This window comes from Sulfitobacter sp. 15WGC (genome assembly GCF_005068605.1).
Classification (GTDB): domain Bacteria; phylum Pseudomonadota; class Alphaproteobacteria; order Rhodobacterales; family Rhodobacteraceae; genus Sulfitobacter; species Sulfitobacter faviae.
In genome coordinates this window covers 140,131-157,370 of sequence record NZ_SZNL01000009.1, presented here as the reverse complement: position 1 = coordinate 157,370, position 17,240 = coordinate 140,131, and the positions used below count along the sequence as shown (strand labels likewise).

Genomic DNA, 17,240 nt, shown 5'->3' with positions numbered 1-17,240 from the left:
CCATGGGCTCACCAGGATTGATCCTAAGGGCCGGTGAGGCCACAGAAAAAGGAAGATGCCAGATGGCAAGAGATGACAACCGTGGGGGCAACCGCCGCAACCAACGCGACGAGACCCCGGAATTCGCTGACCGTCTGGTCGCGATCAACCGCGTGTCCAAGACCGTTAAGGGTGGTAAGCGTTTCGGCTTTGCCGCACTCGTGGTCGTGGGCGATCAGAAAGGCCGCGTCGGCTTTGGCAAGGGTAAAGCGAAAGAAGTGCCCGAGGCCATCCGCAAGGCGACCGAGCAAGCCAAGCGTCAGATGATCCGCGTTCAACTACGCGAAGGCCGCACCCTGCACCATGACATGCATGGTCGTCACGGCGCAGGCCGCGTCATCATGCGCACAGCACCTGAAGGTACCGGTATCATCGCCGGTGGTCCGATGCGTGCCGTGTTCGAGATGTTGGGCGTGAAAGACGTTGTGTCCAAATCGGTCGGTTCGCAGAACCCCTACAACATGATCCGCGCCACTTTGGACGGTCTGAAGAAAGAGCAATCGCCCCGTTCCGTCGCGCAGCGTCGCGGCAAGAAAGTGGCTGACATTCTGCCCAAGCGTGAAGACAACGTAGAGTCCTCCGCTCAAGTGGCTGAGGAGGCATAAGCATGGCCAAGACACTCGTAATCAAGCAGGTCGGTTCGCCGATCCGCCGCCCCGCCAAACAGCGCGCAACGCTGGTCGGCCTCGGCCTCAACAAAATGGGTCGCACCCGTGAGCTGGAAGATACACCTTCCGTGCGCGGCATGATCAACAAGGTCTCGCATATGGTCGAGATCGTTGAAGAGAAAGGCTGAACCTAGGGTTCAGCGGTAGGGCGGGGGACCGTCCTACGAAGACGCCTCGCAGGGAACTGCGGGGCGTTTTGCGTTGTGGGATTTGCGGGTTTGGCAGGCGAATGCTGAGGCGCGCTTGGCACGCGTTCGGTCCGCTTACTGGGGGGATTCGAGAGGTCGGTTCCTTCGCCCACTAGTTTTCAACACTTGTTAATATTTCGTTAACATTTACCGTTGAATGGCCTCACGCATTTTTTCGGGGCGTAAACGGATAGGATTAACGATGAAACCCTTTGCTATACTCGCCGTTATATTTGTGGCGGCTGGTGGGCCGTCCTTCGCGTCGGTTCAGATGCAAACCAGCCAACTAAGTACCCCCGACGGCCCCGCCCATGGGGGCGGATGTAGAAAATCCTCACCGCCGGGGCGATGTTGCCATGCCGGATCAAAGCCATATCATTGCCACTAGCCGGTGGGATTAGGTCGACAGGGGTGGGGCGCTGGAGGTAGTCGCCATGCCCCCCTTGTCACGCCCCCCGCCATCCCCTATACGCCCCCGGTGGCCCGTGTTGGGTCGCAATGGAATCGCAACGCCGCGTTTGGCCACTCCCGTCGCTGGGGGCCAATTCCGGCATAAGGAGAAGCGACATGAAACTGCACGAACTTTCCGACAACGAAGGCGCAGCCAAGAAGCGTATGCGCGTTGGACGTGGTCCCGGCTCTGGCAAGGGTAAAATGGGTGGCCGTGGTATCAAGGGTCAGAAGTCCCGCTCGGGTGTGAGCATCAATGGCTACGAAGGCGGCCAGATGCCCATCTACCAGCGTCTGCCCAAGCGCGGCTTCAACAAGCCGAACCGCAAATCCTTCGCTGTCGTTAACCTGGGCCTGATCCAGAAATTCATCGATGCGAAGAAACTCGACGCGGGCAACACCATCGACGCCGCAGCACTGGTTGCCTCCGGTCTGGTCCGTCGTGAGCTGGACGGTATCCGCGTTCTGGCCAAGGGTGACATCACCTCCAAGATCGACCTGAACGTTGCTGGCGCTTCCAAGTCCGCCATCGAGGCGGTCGAGAAGGCAGGCGGCAAGGTGACCGTGACCGCTCCCAAGGCGGCCGAGGCATCCGAGTAAAGCGGCCTTAAGGCTTGTGAGCGGCGCGCCAGCCGCTTACATAACCTCAAGTTTTCCCGAACGCCGCCCGCCGGAAAACGGTCCGGGCGGCGTTTTCGCAACAAGAGAAGAGACCCCTCATGGTATCTGCCGTCGAAAACATGGCCGCGAACACGAGCTGGTCCGCATTGGGCAAGGCAACAGACCTGCGCAACCGGATTCTGTACACGCTCGGGCTGCTTATCGTTTACCGCCTTGGCACCTTCATTCCGGTTCCCGGCATCGACGGTGGCGCGCTGCGTGACTTTATGGAGAGCGCAGGCCAAGGCATCGGCGGCATGGTGTCGATGTTCACCGGCGGCGCGCTTGGCCGGATGGGTATCTTCGCTCTGGGCATCATGCCCTATATCTCCGCCTCGATCATCGTTCAGCTGCTGACCTCCATGGTGCCTGCGCTGGAACAGCTCAAGAAAGAGGGTGAGCAGGGGCGCAAGAAGATCAACCAGTACACCCGCTACGGCACCGTGGCGCTGGCGACGCTGCAGTCCTACGGCCTTGCGGTCAGCCTTCAGGCCGGTGACATCGTGGCCGATGGCCAGATGGGTTTCGGCTTTATCGCGGCCTGTATGATTACCCTCGTGGGCGGCACCATGTTCCTGATGTGGCTGGGTGAGCAGATCACCGCGCGCGGCATCGGCAACGGCATTTCGCTGATTATCTTCGTCGGCATCATCGCCGAGGTTCCCGCCGCCATTGCGCAGTTCTTCGCTTCGGGCCGTTCGGGCGCCATCAGCCCCGCCGTCATCGTGGGCGTCTTGGTCATGGTGATCGCGACGATCATGTTCGTGGTCTTCATGGAGCGCGCCCTGCGCAAGATCCACATTCAATACCCGCGCCGTCAGGTCGGGATGAAGATGTATGACGGCGGCACCAGCCACCTGCCGGTAAAGGTGAACCCGGCGGGCGTGATCCCGGCGATCTTCGCCTCCTCGCTGCTGTTGCTGCCGGTCACCGTCAGCACCTTCTCCGGCAATTCCACCAGCCCGGTGATGTCTTGGCTCTTGGCGACCTTCGGCCCCGGTCAGCCGCTCTACCTGCTGTTCTTCGTGGGCATGATCGTCTTCTTCGCCTATTTCTATACCTTCAACGTCAGCTTCAAACCCGATGACGTGGCCGACAACCTGAAGAACCAGAACGGCTTTGTCCCCGGCATCCGCCCCGGCAAGCGTACCGCCGAGTATCTGGAGTATGTGGTCAACCGCATCCTCGTCCTCGGCTCGGCCTATCTGGCGGCGGTCTGTGTTCTGCCCGAGATCCTTCGCGGCCAGTTCGCCATTCCCTTCTACTTCGGCGGCACCTCGGTGCTGATCGTCGTCTCGGTCACCATGGACACGATCCAACAGGTTCAGAGCCATCTGCTGGCGCATCAGTATGAAGGTCTGCTTGAGAAGTCTCAGCTGCGCGGCAAGGGCGCGGGCAAAGGCAAAGGTACACGCAAGAAACGGAGCCCCGTACGTCGATGAATATTATCCTACTCGGGCCTCCGGGCGCAGGCAAAGGCACCCAAGCACGTCATCTGGTTGAAACCCGCAACATGGTTCAGCTGTCCACTGGCGACATGCTGCGTGAAGCCAAGGACAGCGGGACAGAGATGGGCAAGATCGTGGCCGACGTGATGGACCGCGGCGCGCTTGTCACCGATGAGATCGTCATTGGCCTGATCCGCGAAAAGCTCACCGACAAGGCCGAGCATGGCGGCTTTATCTTCGACGGCTTTCCCCGCACGCTGGCGCAGGCCGATGCGCTGGCCGATCTGATGGCGCAAGAGGGGCAGACCCTCGACGCTGTGATCGAGATGAAGGTCGACGATGAGGCGCTGGTCGCGCGCATCACCGCCCGTTCCACCTGCGCAAGCTGTGGCGAGGTTTATAACGACCTGACCAAACCGATCCCCGAAGATGGGAAGTGCACCAACTGCGGCGGGACCGAGTTCAAGCGCCGCGCGGACGACAATGAGGAAAGCCTCAAAACCCGTCTGATGGCCTATTACAAACAGACCTCTCCGCTGATCGGCTACTACTATGCCAAAGACATGCTCAGCGGCGTGAACGGTCTGGGCCAGATCGAAGAAGTGCGCGGCGCGATCGCGCAGGTTCTCGACCAGTGATTTCCCGGCGGCGCGGGGCAGGGGGCGCTGTCCTTTGCCTTCGCGCGGCCGAGCAGCGTAGAGTTTTGTGCGGGCCTTGACGCCCTGCGCAAAACCTCATAGTCACCCCTATCTCGTAAGAGAATCAAATTGCGGCAAGGGTTCCGCCCAACCCCGCAAGATCACCTGATCAGCCTTAGCCCGATGGTCTTACCGCCTCGGGCTTGTGTTGTGAAAAAAGGGTCTGGAATCACGGACCCGCAACGAAAAGGAATAGCTAACGTGGCACGTATTGCCGGCGTAAACATCCCGACTGCAAAGCGGGTTCCCATCGCCCTCACCTATATCACCGGTATTGGCAGCTCCTCCGCCAAGGCCATCTGCGAAGCTGTCGGCATCGACGAGACCCGCCGGGTCAACGAACTGTCTGACGCCGAAGTTCTGGCCGTGCGTGAGCACATCGACGCCAATTACACCGTCGAAGGCGACCTGCGTCGTGACACGCAGATGAACATCAAGCGCCTGATGGACCTCGGCTGCTACCGTGGCCTGCGCCACCGTCGCAACCTGCCGGTTCGCGGCCAGCGCACCCATACCAACGCACGCACACGCAAAGGCCCCGCGAAGGCCATTGCTGGCAAGAAAAAATAAGGGAGGGTCCGATCAATGGCACGCGATAAGACACGCACCAAGCGTAAGGTCTCCAAGAACATCGCCGCAGGCGTGGCGCATGTGAACTCGAGCTTCAACAACACCAAGATCCTGATCTCGGACGTGCAGGGCAACGCGATCTCCTGGTCGTCTGCTGGCACCATGGGCTTCAAAGGGTCGCGCAAGTCGACACCCTACGCCGCCCAGATGGCCGCCGAAGATGCCGGCCGCAAGGCACAGGATCACGGCGTCAAGACGCTGGAAGTCGAAGTGCAGGGCCCCGGTTCGGGCCGCGAGAGCGCCCTGCGCGCCCTGGCTGCCGCCGGCTTCAACATCACCTCAATCCGTGATGTGACCCCGATGGCCCACAACGGCTGCCGCCCGCCGAAGCGCCGCCGCGTTTAAGCCGGGATTGTTTTACATGGGGTCGCGCCTTGCGTGCGGCCCCATACCGCTTTTCAGAAACCTCGAGCGTTTGTGTCATTTGGACATGAGGCACAAACAAGGATGGAGGGACGCATGATCCACAAGAATTGGGCTGAATTGATCAAGCCGCAACAGCTTGACGTCAAGCCGGGCAACGACCCCGCACGTCAGGCGACCGTCATGGCCGAACCGCTGGAGCGGGGCTTCGGTCTGACCCTCGGCAACGCGCTGCGCCGCGTGCTGATGTCCTCGCTGCAGGGCGCGGCGATCACCTCCGTGCAGATCGACAACGTGCTGCACGAGTTTTCCTCCGTCGCCGGTGTGCGCGAAGACGTGACCGACATCATCCTGAACCTCAAGGGCGTCAGCCTGCGCATGGAAGTCGAAGGCCCCAAGCGCCTGTCGATCTCCGCCAAGGGTCCGGGCGTCGTCACCGCCGGTGACATCTCCGAATCCGCCGGTATCGAGATTCTGAACCGCGAGCATGTGATCTGCCACCTCGACGATGGTGCGGATGTCTACATGGAGCTGACCGTCAACACCGGCAAGGGCTATGTCTCTGCCGACAAGAACAAGCCGGAAGATGCGCCCATCGGTCTCATTCCGATCGACGCGATCTATTCGCCGGTCAAGAAGGTCTCCTACGACGTGCAGCCGACCCGCGAGGGCCAGGTGCTGGACTATGACAAGCTGACCATGAAGGTCGAGACCGACGGCTCCATCACGCCGGACGACGCCGTGGCCTTCGCCGCGCGCATCCTGCAGGACCAGCTTGGCATCTTCGTCAACTTCGACGAGCCGGAAAGCGCATCGCGTCAGGACGACGACGACGGTCTGGAGTTCAACCCGCTGCTGCTGAAGAAGGTCGACGAGCTCGAACTCTCGGTCCGTTCGGCAAACTGCCTGAAGAACGACAACATCGTCTACATCGGCGACCTGATCCAGAAGACCGAAGCCGAGATGCTGCGCACCCCGAACTTCGGCCGCAAGTCGCTGAACGAGATCAAGGAAGTGCTGTCGGGCATGGGCCTGCACCTCGGTATGGACGTCGAAGACTGGCCGCCAGAGAACATCGAAGACCTCGCCAAGAAGTTCGAGGATTCGTTCTAAGATACGGTGCCCGGAAACTTTCAAAGTTTCCGGGGCCGATTTCTTTCAAAGAAATCGGGTGCCGTTACGACCGGGCGCATGCCCCAAGGAGAGCTCGTGACACGCATCGCGGGCCAGACAAAGCAAAACCGCCCGTAGAGGGCATCACGATTGGAGTAAGACAATGCGTCACGCACGTGGATACCGCCGCCTGAACCGTACACATGAACACCGCAAGGCGCTGTTCTCGAACATGGCAGGCTCGCTCATCGAGCATGAGCAGATCAAGACCACCTTGCCGAAAGCCAAGGAACTGAAGCCGATCATCGAAAAGATGATCACCCTCGCCAAGCGCGGCGACCTGCACGCCCGCCGTCAGGCCGCGTCGAAGCTGAAAGAAGATCAGTATGTCGCCAAGCTGTTCGACGTGCTGGGCCCGCGCTACAAGGACCGTCAGGGCGGCTACGTCCGCGTCCTGAAGGCCGGCTTCCGCTATGGTGACATGGCGCCGATGGCGATCATCGAATTCGTCGACCGCGACCGCGACGCCAAGGGTGCCGCCGACAAGGCGCGTCTGGCCGAGGAAGAAGCGGCGGAATAAGATCCCCGCCATCGTTATTCGGAAAGCCCCGCCCTTGGCGGGGCTTTTCTTTTGCCGGGGAGGGTCGCGGAAAACGCAGTTGCACCGGCTCCAGTCCCTGCGCATATCTGGGGCATGAGAACCCTTGCCCTGATCCTCATGCTACTGGCCACGCCCCTGATGGCGCAGCAGGTGCCGAGCTCCGCAGCACAGATGCAACTGAGCTTCGTGCCGCTGGTCAAACAGGCCGCCCCAGCGGTGGTCAACATCTATGCCCGCACCATCACCGAGGCCCGGCGCACGCCGTTGCAGGCCGATCCCTTCTTCGAACGTTTCTTTCGCGATCCCTTTTCCGAGCGACCCCGGGTGCAGAATTCGCTCGGCTCCGGCGTGATCCTCTCGGCTGACGGGATTGTCGTGTCGAATTACCACGTCGTCGGGACCGCCACCGACATCCGCGTCGTGCTGAACGACCGGCGCGAGTACAGCGCCCGCGTGCTTCTGGGCGATGCCGAGAGCGATCTGGCGATCCTCAAGCTCGCCGGGGCCGAGGATCTGCCCTTCCTCGAACTGCGCGACAGCGACGCGGTGGAAGTGGGGGAGCTGACGCTGGCCATCGGCAACCCCTTCGGTGTGGGGCAGACCGTGTCGAGCGGGATCGTCTCGGGGCTGGCGCGCTCCGGCGCCGCGGGCGGGGGCGGGCAGGGCTATTTCATCCAGACCGACGCGCCGATCAATCCCGGCAATTCCGGCGGGGCGCTGATCGATATGGGCGGACGGCTCATCGGGGTGAATACCTCGATCCTCACGCGCTCGGGCGGCAGCAACGGCATCGGTTTTGCCATTCCCGCCGATCTGGTCGCCGCCTTCGTCGCACAGGCTCGCGCCGGGGAGACCGCTTTCCAACGCCCCTGGGCGGGGCTTTCGGGCCAGCCGGTCGATGCCGACATGGCGGGGCCCTTGGGGCTGGACCGTCCGGGCGGCATCATCGTTTCCGGGCTGCATCCCGCCAGCCCCTTCAACGGCGCGGGGCTGGAGGTTGGCGACGTGATCGTCAGCGTCGACGACCAGCCGGTGAACACACCCGCCGAGATGATCTACCGCATGTCGGTGGCAGGTCTGGGCCATTCCGCGCGCGTGGGCGTCATGCGCGAGGGGCGGTTGCAGGAGGTGACCGTGGCCCTGATCGCCGCGCCCGACGTGCCGGACCGGGCCGAGGTCACCTTGGGCGCGCGCAGCCTGCTGCCGGGGCTCAAAGCGGCACAGATCAATCCGGCGGTCATTGACGAGATGAATTTGCCCTTGGAAAGCGCGGGCGTGGTGGTGCTCGACGCCGGGCGCTTCGGCCCGCGCGTGGGGCTCAGCGATGGCGACGTGATCCTCTCGGTCAACGGCGTGGCGGTGGAGGATACCGCCGCCCTCGTGGCCCTGCTCTCGGGGCAGGTGCGCCGCATCCAGATGGTGATACAACGCGGTGACCGGCGCATGGCGCTGCGGTTCAGGGGGTAGCGTGGCGGATCTGTTCGGAGAGACGGAAGAGGCGGAAGAGGGCGGTCACCGCCCCTTGGCCGACCGGCTGCGGCCGAAATCGCTGGCCGAGGTGATCGGGCAGGAAAAAGTGCTCGGCCCCGATGCGCCGCTTTCGGTGATGCTGGCCGCCGGGGCGCTGTCCTCGCTGATCTTCTGGGGGCCGCCGGGCGTCGGCAAAACCACGATCGCGCGGCTTCTGGCGGATGAAACCGATCTGCATTTCGTGCAGATCAGCGCGATTTTCTCGGGCGTGCCGGAACTGCGCAAGGTTTTTGACGCGGCCAAGATGCGCCGCCGTCAGGGGCAGGGGACGCTCCTCTTCGTTGACGAGATCCACCGTTTCAACAAGGCGCAGCAAGACGGTTTCCTGCCACATATGGAGGATGGCACCATCCTTCTGGTCGGCGCCACCACGGAAAACCCGAGTTTCGAGCTCAACGCCGCCGTGCTGAGCCGCGCGCAGGTGCTGGTGCTCGAACGCCTGCCGCATGACGACTTGGAGCGTCTGGCGCAGCGGGCCGAACGCGAGCTGGGCAAGCCCCTGCCGCTTCAACCCGAGGCGCGCGAGGCGCTCTTGGAGATGGCCGATGGCGACGGGCGGGCGCTGCTCAATCTGATCGAGCAGGTGACCGCGTGGAAGGACGATGCCCCGCTCGACAAGGCGGGCCTGTCGAAGCGCCTCATGCGCCGCGCGGCGCAATACGACAAGTCGGGGGATTCGCATTACAACCTCATCTCGGCCCTGCATAAATCGATGCGCGGCTCGGACCCGGACGCGGCGCTCTACTGGTTGGGGCGGATGCTGGAGGGCGGCGAGGACCCGCGCTACCTGATGCGGCGCATCACCCGGATGGCGGTGGAGGACGTGGGCCTTGCCGATCCGCAGGCGCAGGCCTTCTGCCTGCAGGCATGGGAGACCTACGAACGCCTCGGCAGCCCCGAGGGGGAGCTCGCCATCGCGCAGGCGCTGACCTACATCTGCCTCGCGCCGAAATCCAACGCCGTCTACAAGGCCTACAAGGGCGCCCGGCGTCTGGCGCGCAGCACCGGGTCGGAGCCGCCGCCGAAACATATCCTGAACGCGCCCACCAAGCTGATGAAGGAACAGGGCTACGGCTCGGGCTATGCCTATGACCATGACGCCGAAGATGGGTTCTCAGGCCAGAACTATTTCCCCGACACGATGGAGCGGCCCAGCCTCTACGAGCCGGTGGAGCGCGGTTTCGAGCGGGAGTTGAAAAAACGGCAGGATTACTTCGCTGGGCTGCGTGCCAAGCGGAAAACTTGACTCCGGGCCGCGCAGGCGCGATGGGGTGTCGATGATGAAAACACTGATCATGGTGGCGCTCGGCGGCGCTCTGGGGGCCTGTCTGCGCTACCTTGTCGGTCTGGCCGTGGGCTTTCCGCTCGGCACGCTTGCGGTGAATGTCGCGGGCTCGCTCGCCATCGGGGTGGTCTGGGTCACGCTCGCCGAAAAGGCGCTGCTGCTGCCCTTCCTGATGACCGGGCTTCTGGGTGGCTTCACGACCTTCTCGGCGTTTTCGCTCGACACGTTGCGCCTGCTCGAGGCAGGCCGCGCCGCTGTCGCATTTTCATATGTGGGGGCCTCGGTGATCTTGTCGCTGGCCGCCTGTTTGCTGGGCCTCTGGTTGGCCCGAGAGGTATTGGCATGAGCCGCGTACAGACATTGACCGTCGCCGAGGGTGATGGCGACCAGCGGCTCGACCGCTGGTTCAAGCGGATGTTTCCGCAGATCAATCAGGGCCTCATCGAGAAGATGTGCCGCAAGGGCGAGATCCGTGTCGATGGGGGCCGGGTCAAGGCCAACACGCGGCTCGAGGCGGGCCAGCAGGTGCGCGTGCCGCCGCTGCCCGATGCCGCGCCGCCCCCGCCGCCCAAGCGGACACGCATCACCGAGGCGGATGCCAAGATGATCCGCAACTGCGTGATCTACCGCGACGACCACGTCATCGCGCTGAACAAGCCCGCCGGTCTGGCGGTGCAGGGCGGCTCCGGTCAGGCCGACCGCCATGTCGATGCGCTGTCCGAGGCGCTGATCTTCGATGCCGAGGAAAAGCCGCGGCTGGTGCACCGGCTCGACCGCGATACCTCGGGCGTCTTGCTCTTGGCGCGCACCCGCGCGGCGGCCAAGGCGCTGACGGCGGCGATGCGGCACCGCGAAACCCGCAAGATTTATTGGGCCATCGTCGCGGGCGTGCCGACACCGTACTTGGGCGAGATCAAATACGGTCTGGTGAAGGCCGGCGGCCATGGCCGCAAGGGCGAGGGCGAGAAGATGATCGCCGTGCACCCGCGCGACATGGACGACACGCCGGGCGCGAAACGCGCGCATACGCTTTATGCCACGCTGTTCCGCGTCGGCTCGCGCGCGTCCTGGGTGGCGATGGAGCCGGTCACGGGCCGCACCCACCAGCTGCGGGCGCATATGGCTGAGATCGGGCATCCGATCGTCGGCGACGGCAAATACGGCGGCTCGGGGCAGGAGAACCTCGGCGATGGCTGGGGCGCGCAATTGGGCGGGATCATCTCGAAGAAGCTCCACCTGCACGCGCGGATGATGCGTTTCGAGCATCCGCACACGCGCAAGGTGGTCACCATCACCGCTGAACTGCCCGACCATATGGCGCATAGCTGGGACACCTTCGGTTGGACCGAAGATCTCGCCGAAGAAGACCCTTTCGAGTCGCTGCAATGAGCAAACCGCTTCGTTTGGTGATCTTTGACGTCGACGGCACGCTGGTCGACAGCCAAGGCGATATCGTCGCGGCGATGACGGCGGCCTTTGCGGCTGTGGAGGCGCCCGCGCCAACGCGGGCCGAGATCCTGTCAATCGTCGGCCTATCGCTGGATGTGGCGATGACGGTGCTGGCCCCCACGCGCCCGGCGGGGGATCACCTTGCGATGGTTGAAGCCTATAAGGCTGCCTATATGACACTGCGGGCTGAGGCAGGCGTGGCGCAATCCTCGCCGCTTTACCCCGGCGCGGTTGAGACGTTGCGGCGTCTTCACGCAGAGCCGGAGGTGCTGTTGGGCGTCGCCACGGGCAAGTCGAAACGCGGGCTGGACAAGCTGATCGCCGGTCACGGGCTGGAGGGGCTTTTCATCACGCAGCAGGTGGCGGATTTTCATCCCTCCAAGCCGCATCCGTCGATGATCCATCAGGCGATGGCCGATGCCGGGGTAGGGCCTGAGGCCACGGTGATGATCGGCGATACCTCTTTCGACATGGACATGGCCGCCGCTGCCGGGGTGACCGGGATCGGCGTCAAATGGGGCTATCACGGCCCGGAACGGCTGGCCGCCGCCGCGCATCTGGTCGAGGATTTCGCGGCGCTGCCCGCCCTGCTGGAACAAATCTGGAGCATTCCCGCATGAGTGACTGGAAAGCCAAACGCTTTTGGAAAGACGCCGCCGTGGTCGCGGTCGACGACGGTTTCACCGTCGAATTGGACGGCCGCCGGGTGAAAACCCCGGCCAAGCGCCCGCTGACCCTGCCGACCCGTGCCATGGCCGAGGCCGTGGCCGCCGAATGGCAGGCGCAGGAGAAACAGATCGACCCGCGCACCATGCCGGTGACCAAGACCGCCAATGCCGCGATCGACAAGGTCGCGGTGCAAAAGGCCGAGGTCGTCGAGATGCTCGCGGCCTATGGCGACAGCGATCTTCTGTGCTACCGCGCCGACAGCCCCGAAGGTCTGGTCGCCCGGCAAGCGGCTGAGTGGGATCCGATGCTGGACTGGGCCGCGCAAACCCTTGGCGTGCGGTTGGAGACGCGGGAGGGCATCATGCATGAGCCGCAAGCGCCCGAAGCCCTGGCCGAGTTGCACCGGCGGACGGCGGCGCTCGATCCCTTTGAACTGGCGGCTTTTCATGACCTTGTGAGCCTCACCGGCTCGCTGATCCTTGGCTTTGCCGCGCTCGAACAGGCCTTTGACCCCGTGGAGATTTGGGCCCTGTCGCGGCTCGATGAGACATGGCAGGCGGAGCAGTGGGGCCGCGATGACGTGGCCGAGCAAGAGGCCGAAATCAAGCGGCAGGCGTTTTTACATGCATGTGCAATAATAGTGCTTTGCAAAGCTGCTTAACTTGATAAAAGCTTTGCGACTCGATGTGAAAACCCGCCCTGATTTTGCCCATCGCGCCCTTGACCTTCAAACCTGAATCCGCCCACACTGCTTTTCATTGAGCAGGGGAAACCCTGCACAAGATCGCTTTCGGCGTCATCTGGCGTCGGATTAACCGCCAGTGAACGTGGCGGACTATCAGGAAGAGGTAAAAATGAAAAAAACCGTAATTTTTGGCGCGCTGACCGTTGCTGGCCTTGCGGCCGGCGCTGCTGGTGCCGCCACGCTTGATGACGTCAAAGCCCGTGGCAAGCTGAACTGTGGCGTGACCACCGGCCTTGCTGGCTTTGCCGCGCCGAACGCCAACGGCGAATGGGAAGGTTTCGACGTGGCCGTGTGCCGTGCCGTTGCCGCCGCCGTTCTGGGCGACAAGAACGCCGTGGAATTCGTGCCGACAACCGGCAAGACCCGCTTCACCGCGCTGGCTTCGGGCGAGATCGATTTCCTCGCACGTAACACCACATGGACCTTCAGCCGCGACACCGACCTGAAGTTCGACTTCGTCGGCGTGAACTACTACGATGGTCAGGGCTTCATGGTACCGAAAGCGCTTGGCGTTTCCTCGGCCAAGGATCTCGACGGCGCGACCGTCTGCATCCAGACCGGCACCACAACCGAGCTGAACCTCGCGGACTTCTTCCGCAAGAACAACATCAGCTACGAGCCGGTGCCCGTTGAAACCAACGCCGAAGGCCAGCAGCAGTACCTTGCCGGTGCCTGCGACACCTACACCACCGACGCCTCCGGCCTTGCCGCGACACGCGCGACCTTCGAAAACCCCGATGAGCACGTGCTGCTGCCCGAGATCATCTCGAAAGAGCCGCTGGGCCCGCTGGTCCGTCACGGCGACAACGACTGGGGCGACATCACCCGCTGGGTGCTGAACGCGCTGATCGCTGCCGAAGAACTGGGCATCACCTCGGCCAACATCGAAGAGATGACCGGCAACACCAACAACCCCGAAGTCGCCCGCCTCTTGGGCACCGAAGGCACGCTGGGTGAGATGATCGGCCTCGACGCCGACTGGGCCAAGCGCGCCATCATGGCCGAAGGCAACTACGGTGAGATCTTTGCCAAGAACATCGGCGAAGAGACCCCGATCGGTCTGGCACGCGGGCTGAACGCCCAGTGGACAGACGGTGGCCTGCTCTACGCACCGCCCTTCCGCTAAATAGCGAAGCGAGGGGCGCGGGAATTCCTGCGCCCCTTGCGCCTCTGGCCGGTGGGGCTGCCTGCCTCTGGCCAACAAAAGCTCCCTACTGACAAGAAGAACGGTCAAAAAACGACTGACGAAACCCCAACGAGACAATAAAAACCCACGATCGAGATAAATCGATCTACGACCAAAAATGATTCGGCCAAGGTGCGCCAAATGCACCGATAAAAAACAAGCCGGAACACAGGGATACATACATGACGACATTCTCCGACCCTCCCAAGGCGTCGTTCCGGCCATCTATGCTGTTGAGCGACACCCGCTATCGGTCGATCACCTTTCAGGTGATCGCGCTGGCGCTGCTGGTCACGGCGATCTGGTATCTGGGATCGAACCTTGCCGCGAACCTCCGCGCCGCCGGTTTGAACATCTCTTTCCAGTTCCTTGGCAATCCGGCGGGCTATGACATCAACCAGACGCTGATCCCCTATACCAGCCAATCGTCGAACCTTCAGGCGGCTTGGGTCGGGATCATCAACACGCTGCTGGTGTCCTTCCTTGCCTGTGTCACGGCCACGATCTTTGGCGTCATCGCCGGGGTTCTGCGCCTGTCGAACAACTGGCTCGTACGCAAGCTGATGGCCGGCTACGTCGAGATTTTCCGCAATATCCCGGTGCTGATCTGGATCCTGATCATCTACACCATCATGACCGCCGCCATGCCCGCGCCTTCGGCCTTCCGCGGTGACGATCCGGCCTCGACCATGATGCTGGGCTCTTTCGCCTTCACCAACCGGGGCGTCTATATTCCCGGGCCGGTCTGGGGGCCGGGGTCGATGATCGTGGTGGCGACCTTTGTCGCCTCGGTGATCGGCGTCTTTGCCTACCGCCGCTATGCGACCAAGCTGCTTTATGACACCGGTCGCCTGCTGCCGATGCTCTGGCCTTCGGTCGCGATCCTGTTGCTGCCGACGATCATCATGTTCTTCATCATGGGCATGCCGATCGGGCTCGACTACCCCGCGCTGAAGGGCTTCAACTTCCGCGGCGGCATCCAGATCGGCGCGCCGCTGATCGCGCTGTGGTTCGCCCTGTCGATCTACACGGGTGCCTTCATCGCCGAGAACGTCCGCGCCGGCATTCAAGCGGTTAGCAAGGGCCAGTCCGAAGCCGCTGCCGCCTTGGGTCTGCGGTCGGGCCGGATCATGAACCTTGTGGTGCTGCCGCAGGCGCTGCGTGTCATCATCCCGCCGCTCATCTCGAACTACCTCAACATCACCAAGAACTCCTCGCTGGCGATCCTCGTGGGCTATGCCGACATCACCGCGACGCTGGGCGGGATCACCCTGAACCAGACCGGGCGGGCGATTGAATGCGTCGTTCTTCTGATGCTCTTCTACCTCGTCATCTCGCTGGGCATCTCCATGGTGATGAACGTCTACAACAACGCAACGAAGCTGAAGGAGCGTTAAGCCATGTCAGACACACATGCTGAATCCATCGCCTTCGTGCGTGAAACCTCGCTGCCGCCGGCGGCCCCGCCGGATAAGGTCGGCGGCCCGTTGAAATGGGTGAAGGACAACCTTTTCCCCACATGGGCGAATGCGATCCTGACGATTGTGGCGCTCTATTTCCTCTATCTTCTGGTCTCCGGCTCTCTGCCCTGGCTGTTGAACGGCGTCTGGTCGGCAAGCAGCCTGTCGGAATGCCGCGAGATTTTGGACGGCGCGACCGGGGCCTGTTTCTCGGTGCTGAGTGAGCGTTGGCATCAACTGCTCTTTGGCTTCAAATATCCCAGCGACCAATACTGGCGTCCCACCCTCGCGTTGGTGCTGCTGTTCCTTGCCGCGGCCCCCGTGCTCTTCATCGACCTGCCGCGCAAGCTGCTGCTTTTCACCGGCGTTTACCCGTTCCTTGCCTTCTGGCTGATCTGGGGCGGGCCGATCTGGGGGCCGATCTTCGCGCTCTTGGGCATCGTGGCGGGCTATGTCGTCTATAGCCGTCTGGTGCAGAAGAGCTTTGCCATGGCGCTGGCGGGCGGCGTCGTCGCTGCGGTGATCGTCTGGTATATCGGCGGCTTTATTAGCGAGGCGCTGCGTCCCGCATCGCCCCTGCTGCAAGCGATCCCCAGCCGTGACCTTGGTGGCTTCATGCTCAACATGATGCTGGGCATCACCTGCGTGTCGCTATCGCTGCCCATCGGCATCGCGCTGGCGCTTGGCCGTCAGTCCCACCTGCCGATCGTCAAGGGCATCTGCGTGGTCTTCATCGAGTTCGTTCGCGGCGTGCCGCTGATCACGCTCCTCTTCGTGGCGAACGTGATGCTGGCCTATTTCTTCCCGCCGGGCTCGGGGGTGGACCTCTTCATCCGCGTGGTGATCATGATCACCATGTTCTCCTCGGCTTATATCGCCGAGGTGATCCGGGGTGGCCTCGCCGCGCTGCCGAAGGGCCAGTACGAGGCCGCCGACAGCCTTGGCCTCGACTATCCGCAGGCGATGCGGCTGATCATCCTGCCGCAGGCGCTGAAAATCTCGATCCCGGGCATCGTGAACATCGCGGTGGGCCTGTTCAAGGACACCACGCTGGTCTCGGTGATCTCGCTGTTTGACATCATCGGCATGATCCGCGGTCCGATCCTCGCCTCGACCGACTGGAACGGTGTTTACTGGGAGCTTTTTCTCTTTGCTTCTGTGCTGTTCTTCATCGTCTGCTACGGCATTTCTCAATACTCGCAGTGGCTGGAACGCCGTCTTGCGACTGACCATCGTTAAGGGAGGGTTCTCGCATGGCTGAGACCGCACAAATGAAAGTATCCGACGAAGTCGCGATCCGCATCGACAACATGAACAAGTGGTACGGGGCATTCCACGTGCTGCGCGACATCAATCTGACCGTGCACCGGGGCGAGCGGATCGTGATCTGCGGGCCTTCGGGTTCGGGCAAGTCGACGCTGATCCGCTGCATCAACGCACTGGAAGAGCATCAGAAGGGCACCATCGAGGTCGATGGCACGCTTCTGTCCTCGGACCTCAAGAACATCGACAAGATCCGCTCCGAGGTCGGCATGTGCTTCCAGCACTTCAACCTCTTCCCGCATCTGACGATCCTTGAGAACTGCACGCTGGCGCCGATCTGGGTCCGCAAGACACCCAAGAAGGAAGCCGAGGAAACGGCGATGCATTTCCTTGAAAAGGTGAAGATCCCCGATCAGGCCAATAAGTATCCCGGCCAGCTTTCGGGCGGTCAGCAGCAGCGTGTGGCGATTGCCCGTTCGCTCTGCATGCGCCCGCGGGTCATGCTGTTCGATGAGCCGACATCGGCGCTCGACCCCGAGATGATCAAAGAGGTGCTCGACACGATGATCGAGCTTGCCGAAGAGGGCATGACCATGCTTTGCGTGACCCACGAGATGGGATTTGCCCGTCAGGTGGCGAACCGCGTGATCTTCATGGACGAAGGCCAGATTGTTGAGCAGAACGAGCCGGAGGCTTTCTTCAACAACCCGCAAAGCCCGCGCACGCAGCTGTTCCTGAGCCAGATTCTCGGGCACTGAACCGGGCAAATCGGACCAAGGTAAAACCTACGCCCCC

At 62.6% G+C, this 17,240-nt stretch carries 19 protein-coding genes; all 19 read left to right on the top strand.

Annotation, left to right across the window (positions count from 1 at the left end; genetic code table 11):
* Positions 1–62 precede the first annotated feature (62 nt).
* The 19 genes from rpsE to FCK22_RS09855 all read left to right on the top strand — a co-directional run bounded on the left by rpsE (position 63) and on the right by FCK22_RS09855 (position 17,203).
* On the top strand, positions 63–644 hold the full coding sequence (gene rpsE / locus FCK22_RS09945; RefSeq protein ID WP_067267992.1) for a 30S ribosomal protein S5: 582 nt from the start codon (positions 63–65) through the stop codon (positions 642–644).
* A gap of 2 nt (positions 645–646) precedes the next feature.
* Entirely contained in the window at positions 647–835 is a 189-nt protein-coding gene (rpmD, locus tag FCK22_RS09940) for a 50S ribosomal protein L30 (RefSeq protein ID WP_067267994.1), read from the top strand.
* 627 nt (positions 836–1,462) lie between these two features.
* Complete coding sequence (rplO, locus tag FCK22_RS09935) at positions 1,463–1,945, top strand: 50S ribosomal protein L15 (RefSeq protein WP_067263142.1); 483 nt, start codon at positions 1,463–1,465, stop codon at positions 1,943–1,945.
* A gap of 119 nt (positions 1,946–2,064) precedes the next feature.
* Positions 2,065–3,447 carry a preprotein translocase subunit SecY gene (gene secY, locus FCK22_RS09930; protein WP_067263144.1) on the top strand — a complete coding sequence of 461 codons (1,383 nt, stop codon included), beginning with the start codon at positions 2,065–2,067 and terminating at the stop codon, positions 3,445–3,447.
* Positions 3,444–4,091: an adenylate kinase gene (locus FCK22_RS09925; RefSeq protein ID WP_067263147.1), complete on the top strand. Its 648-nt coding sequence runs from the start codon at positions 3,444–3,446 to the stop codon at positions 4,089–4,091. The genes secY and FCK22_RS09925 overlap by 4 nt, the downstream gene beginning before the upstream one ends.
* Positions 4,092–4,352: 261 nt before the next feature.
* Entirely contained in the window at positions 4,353–4,721 is a 369-nt protein-coding gene (gene rpsM / locus FCK22_RS09920; protein ID WP_067263150.1) for a 30S ribosomal protein S13, read from the top strand.
* A 15-nt stretch (positions 4,722–4,736) separates the two neighbouring features.
* Positions 4,737–5,126 (top strand): 30S ribosomal protein S11, encoded by a 390-nt coding sequence (rpsK, locus tag FCK22_RS09915; RefSeq protein WP_067263152.1) that lies wholly within the window; start codon positions 4,737–4,739, stop codon positions 5,124–5,126.
* Positions 5,127–5,240: 114 nt separating this feature from the next.
* A complete protein-coding gene (locus FCK22_RS09910) occupies positions 5,241–6,257 on the top strand; it encodes a DNA-directed RNA polymerase subunit alpha (protein ID WP_007118862.1) in 1,017 nt (338 codons plus the stop codon).
* 163 nt (positions 6,258–6,420) lie between these two features.
* Positions 6,421–6,837, top strand: a complete 417-nt coding sequence (rplQ, locus tag FCK22_RS09905) for a 50S ribosomal protein L17 (protein ID WP_067263154.1) — start codon at positions 6,421–6,423, stop codon at positions 6,835–6,837.
* A 114-nt stretch (positions 6,838–6,951) separates the two neighbouring features.
* Positions 6,952–8,325: a trypsin-like peptidase domain-containing protein gene (locus FCK22_RS09900; protein WP_136720402.1), complete on the top strand. Its 1,374-nt coding sequence runs from the start codon at positions 6,952–6,954 to the stop codon at positions 8,323–8,325.
* Between the two features lies 1 nt (position 8,326).
* Positions 8,327–9,634 carry a replication-associated recombination protein A gene (locus tag FCK22_RS09895; protein WP_067267240.1) on the top strand — a complete coding sequence of 436 codons (1,308 nt, stop codon included), beginning with the start codon at positions 8,327–8,329 and terminating at the stop codon, positions 9,632–9,634.
* A gap of 31 nt (positions 9,635–9,665) precedes the next feature.
* The gene (locus tag FCK22_RS09890) at positions 9,666–10,019 is read left to right on the top strand and encodes a CrcB family protein (RefSeq protein ID WP_067267241.1); all 354 of its coding nucleotides are present in this window, start codon (positions 9,666–9,668) and stop codon (positions 10,017–10,019) included.
* On the top strand, positions 10,016–11,062 hold the full coding sequence (locus FCK22_RS09885) for an RluA family pseudouridine synthase (RefSeq protein WP_067267243.1): 1,047 nt from the start codon (positions 10,016–10,018) through the stop codon (positions 11,060–11,062). The genes FCK22_RS09890 and FCK22_RS09885 overlap by 4 nt, the downstream gene beginning before the upstream one ends.
* Positions 11,059–11,742: an HAD-IA family hydrolase gene (locus FCK22_RS09880; protein ID WP_067267245.1), complete on the top strand. Its 684-nt coding sequence runs from the start codon at positions 11,059–11,061 to the stop codon at positions 11,740–11,742. Before FCK22_RS09885 ends, FCK22_RS09880 begins: the two co-directional genes overlap by 4 nt.
* The gene (locus FCK22_RS09875) at positions 11,739–12,452 is read left to right on the top strand and encodes an ATP12 family protein (protein ID WP_067263104.1); all 714 of its coding nucleotides are present in this window, start codon (positions 11,739–11,741) and stop codon (positions 12,450–12,452) included. The genes FCK22_RS09880 and FCK22_RS09875 overlap by 4 nt, the downstream gene beginning before the upstream one ends.
* Before the next feature lie 193 nt (positions 12,453–12,645).
* On the top strand, positions 12,646–13,662 hold the full coding sequence (locus tag FCK22_RS09870; protein ID WP_067263102.1) for an amino acid ABC transporter substrate-binding protein: 1,017 nt from the start codon (positions 12,646–12,648) through the stop codon (positions 13,660–13,662).
* A gap of 242 nt (positions 13,663–13,904) precedes the next feature.
* Positions 13,905–15,119: an ABC transporter permease subunit gene (locus FCK22_RS09865; protein WP_067263100.1), complete on the top strand. Its 1,215-nt coding sequence runs from the start codon at positions 13,905–13,907 to the stop codon at positions 15,117–15,119.
* Positions 15,120–15,122: 3 nt separating this feature from the next.
* A complete protein-coding gene (locus FCK22_RS09860) occupies positions 15,123–16,421 on the top strand; it encodes an amino acid ABC transporter permease (protein WP_067263098.1) in 1,299 nt (432 codons plus the stop codon).
* A gap of 14 nt (positions 16,422–16,435) precedes the next feature.
* Positions 16,436–17,203 (top strand): amino acid ABC transporter ATP-binding protein, encoded by a 768-nt coding sequence (locus FCK22_RS09855; protein WP_067263096.1) that lies wholly within the window; start codon positions 16,436–16,438, stop codon positions 17,201–17,203.
* Positions 17,204–17,240: the final 37 nt, after the last annotated feature.

Bases quoted from the DNA above. Each gene is read 5' to 3' on its own strand.
- rplO (WP_067263142.1), top strand. From the start codon at position 1,463: ATGAAACTGCACGAACTTTCCGACAACGAAGGCGCAGCCAAGAAGCGT.
- FCK22_RS09860 (WP_067263098.1), top strand. From the start codon at position 15,123: ATGTCAGACACACATGCTGAATCCATCGCCTTCGTGCGTGAAACCTCG.
- secY (WP_067263144.1), top strand. From the start codon at position 2,065: ATGGTATCTGCCGTCGAAAACATGGCCGCGAACACGAGCTGGTCCGCA.
- FCK22_RS09855 (WP_067263096.1), top strand. From the start codon at position 16,436: ATGGCTGAGACCGCACAAATGAAAGTATCCGACGAAGTCGCGATCCGC.
- FCK22_RS09885 (WP_067267243.1), top strand. From the start codon at position 10,016: ATGAGCCGCGTACAGACATTGACCGTCGCCGAGGGTGATGGCGACCAG.
- FCK22_RS09910 (WP_007118862.1), top strand. From the start codon at position 5,241: ATGATCCACAAGAATTGGGCTGAATTGATCAAGCCGCAACAGCTTGAC.
- rpmD (WP_067267994.1), top strand. From the start codon at position 647: ATGGCCAAGACACTCGTAATCAAGCAGGTCGGTTCGCCGATCCGCCGC.
- FCK22_RS09900 (WP_136720402.1), top strand. From the start codon at position 6,952: ATGAGAACCCTTGCCCTGATCCTCATGCTACTGGCCACGCCCCTGATG.
- rplQ (WP_067263154.1), top strand. From the start codon at position 6,421: ATGCGTCACGCACGTGGATACCGCCGCCTGAACCGTACACATGAACAC.
- FCK22_RS09890 (WP_067267241.1), top strand. From the start codon at position 9,666: ATGATGAAAACACTGATCATGGTGGCGCTCGGCGGCGCTCTGGGGGCC.
- FCK22_RS09865 (WP_067263100.1), top strand. From the start codon at position 13,905: ATGACGACATTCTCCGACCCTCCCAAGGCGTCGTTCCGGCCATCTATG.
- FCK22_RS09870 (WP_067263102.1), top strand. From the start codon at position 12,646: ATGAAAAAAACCGTAATTTTTGGCGCGCTGACCGTTGCTGGCCTTGCG.
- rpsK (WP_067263152.1), top strand. From the start codon at position 4,737: ATGGCACGCGATAAGACACGCACCAAGCGTAAGGTCTCCAAGAACATC.
- rpsE (WP_067267992.1), top strand. From the start codon at position 63: ATGGCAAGAGATGACAACCGTGGGGGCAACCGCCGCAACCAACGCGAC.
- FCK22_RS09925 (WP_067263147.1), top strand. From the start codon at position 3,444: ATGAATATTATCCTACTCGGGCCTCCGGGCGCAGGCAAAGGCACCCAA.
- FCK22_RS09875 (WP_067263104.1), top strand. From the start codon at position 11,739: ATGAGTGACTGGAAAGCCAAACGCTTTTGGAAAGACGCCGCCGTGGTC.
- FCK22_RS09880 (WP_067267245.1), top strand. From the start codon at position 11,059: ATGAGCAAACCGCTTCGTTTGGTGATCTTTGACGTCGACGGCACGCTG.